The sequence below is a fragment of the Pseudomonas sp. GL93 genome (assembly GCF_003408955.1).
In the GTDB taxonomy this organism is placed as follows: Bacteria; Pseudomonadota; Gammaproteobacteria; order Pseudomonadales; family Pseudomonadaceae; genus Aquipseudomonas; species Aquipseudomonas paracarnis.
The window spans coordinates 1-2,665 of the sequence record NZ_NKRF01000101.1 but is presented as its reverse complement, the minus strand read 5'-3'; the positions used below and the strand labels follow the sequence as shown (position 1 = coordinate 2,665).

The following is a 2,665-nucleotide window of genomic DNA, read 5'->3' as shown; positions in this document are numbered from 1 at the left end:
ACGGGGACTGCTACGCAGTCCAGCGGGAGCAAGCTCCCTCGCCACAGTGCAGCGCTCCTGCTTAACTGACTGGCATTAGGCAGTTGGAACGTCGGCACTGCTTGAAGGGTCTTTGAACTAACCCCTCCAGAGCGTCCGCTGCCGCATGGCAAAAACCCACGACTTCGCCAAGCAATGGTTTGCCACCCAAGGCTGGAAGCCATTCGCCTTTCAGAAAGAGGTATGGGCCGCGGTCAGGGCCGGCCAGTCGGGGTTACTGCATGCCAGCACCGGGGCGGGTAAAACCTATGCCCTATGGTTTGCCGCACTCAATCGTTTCGCCATCACCCGCCCGCCCGCCACAGGCAAACGCAAACCGCCTGCCGAGCCGCTGACCGTCCTGTGGATCACGCCGATGCGCGCCCTGGCCGCTGACTCCGCACGCGCCCTGCAAGCACCGTTGGAGGCCCTGCACATTCCCTGGAGCGTGGGCCTGCGCACCGGCGATACCAGCAGCAGCGAACGCGCACGCCAGACCCGCCGCCAGCCCACTGCCCTGGTCACCACCCCGGAAAGCCTGACGTTGATGCTGGCCCGTGCCGACAGTGAGACCAGCCTGGCACACCTGCGCCTGGTCATCGTGGATGAATGGCATGAGTTGATCGGAAACAAGCGCGGCGTGCAGTTGCAACTGGCGCTGGCACGCTTGCGGCGCTGGCATCCTGAGTTGATGGTGTGGGGTATTTCCGCGACGCTGGGTAATCAGGCCCACGCGTTGGAAGTACTGGTCCCACAGGGCGGCGGCATCAATGTACAGGGGCAAACGGCCAAGGTACTGAAGGTCGACACCTTGCTGCCGCCCGTCACCGAGCGCTTTCCCTGGGCCGGGCATATCGGTTTGAAGATGTTGCCGCAAGTGGTAGCCGAGGTAGAGGCCAGCAGCAGTTGCCTGGTATTTACCAACACCCGGGCGCAATCCGAGATCTGGTACCAGGCGATTCTGGACGCTCGTCCGGACTGGGCCGGCTTGATTGCCCTGCACCACGGTTCGTTATCGCGAGAGACCCGGGACTGGGTGGAGCGAGCGTTGAAAGATGGACAGCTCAAGGCAGTGGTGTGCACTTCCAGCCTCGACCTGGGCGTGGACTTCCTGCCGGTGGAACGGGTGCTGCAAATCGGCTCCGCCAAGGGCGTAGCGCGGCTGATGCAACGCGCCGGACGTTCCGGCCACGCACCAGGGCGGCCCTCACGGATAACGCTGGTGCCAACCCACAGCCTGGAGCTGGTGGAAGCCGCGGCCGCCCAGGACGCGATCGCCCAACGGCACATCGAAGCGCGGGAATCACCGCACAAACCGCTGGATGTGCTGGTACAACACCTGGTCAGCATGGCCTTGGGCGGCGGCTTTACCCCGGCGGCACTGCTGGACGAAGTCCGCGGCGCCTGGGCCTATCGCGACCTTACCGAAGCGGACTGGGCCTGGGCCCTGGGGTTTGTGCGCCATGGTGGCCTGTCACTCACCGCTTATCCGGATTACCGCCGGGTGGAGCCTGATGAGCACGGCATCTGGCGTGTTCCGGATGCCCGCCTGGCACGCCGCCATCGCATGAGCGTGGGCACCATCGTCAGTGACGCCAGCATCCAGCTCAAGTTCTGGAGCAAAGGCGGCGGCGGCAAGAACCTGGGCAGTGTCGAGGAAGGCTTTATTGCAAGGCTCAAGCCGGGGGATGGGTTTCTGTTCGCCGGGCGGTTGCTGGAACTGGTGCGCGTGGAAAACATGACCGCCTTTGTACGCCGCAGCAACGCGAAAAAAGCCGCCGTGCCACGCTGGAATGGCGGGCGTATGCCCCTTTCCAACGAACTGGCCCAAGCGGTGGTCGAGCGTTTTGATGCCGCCGCGCACGGGCACTTCGATGGCCCGGAGATGCTGGCGGTACAACCGTTGCTGCACACCCAATTGCATTGGTCGGGCCTGCCGACACGCGAACATCTGCTGGCCGAGACCCTGCGGTCGCGGGAGGGCTGGCACCTGTTTCTGTACCCATTCGCTGGCCGCCAGGTACACCTGGGCCTAGCCAGTTTGCTGGCGTGGCGGGTCAGCCAGCAGCAGCCGCTGACCTTTTCGATTGCGGTGAATGATTATGGCCTGGAGCTGTTAAGCGCCACCGAGGTGCAGTGGCCCCAGTTGTTGAATACTAGGTTGCTGAGCCCCCAAGGCCTGCTGGCGGACGTGGTCGCCAGCCTCAATGCCGGCGAACTGGCCCTGCGCCGCTTTCGCGAGATTGCGCGAATCGCCGGGCTGGTATTTGCCGGGTATCCCGGCGCGCCGAAAAGCACGCGACAAGTGCAGGCTTCCAGCGGTTTGTTCTTTGAAGTGTTCAAGCAATATGACCCACAGAACCTGCTGCTGGCCCAGGCAGGGGAAGAAGTTCTACGGGACGAGCTCGATATTCGCCGGCTGGAACAGACGCTGAATCACCTGTCGACATTGAAGTTGGACCTGCACAGGATCCAGCGGCCCACGCCCCTGGCCTTTCCGCTGCTGGTAGAAAGGATGCGCGAAAGCATGAGCTCGGAAAAACTCTCGGAGCGCATCGCGCGGATGGTCAAGGACCTGGAAAAAGTCGCCGACAAAAGGCAAGGCTGATGCATTACCCACTGACGCTGGAAGGTGAAGAGCTATGGC

General features: G+C 63.2%; 1 protein-coding gene. It reads left to right on the top strand.

All coding sequences use genetic code 11. The features are described from left to right. Window positions 1–145 precede the first annotated feature (145 nt). Complete coding sequence (locus tag CER19_RS23705) at window positions 146–2,626, top strand: ligase-associated DNA damage response DEXH box helicase (protein ID WP_116668190.1); 2,481 nt, start codon at window positions 146–148, stop codon at window positions 2,624–2,626. Window positions 2,627–2,665: the final 39 nt, after the last annotated feature.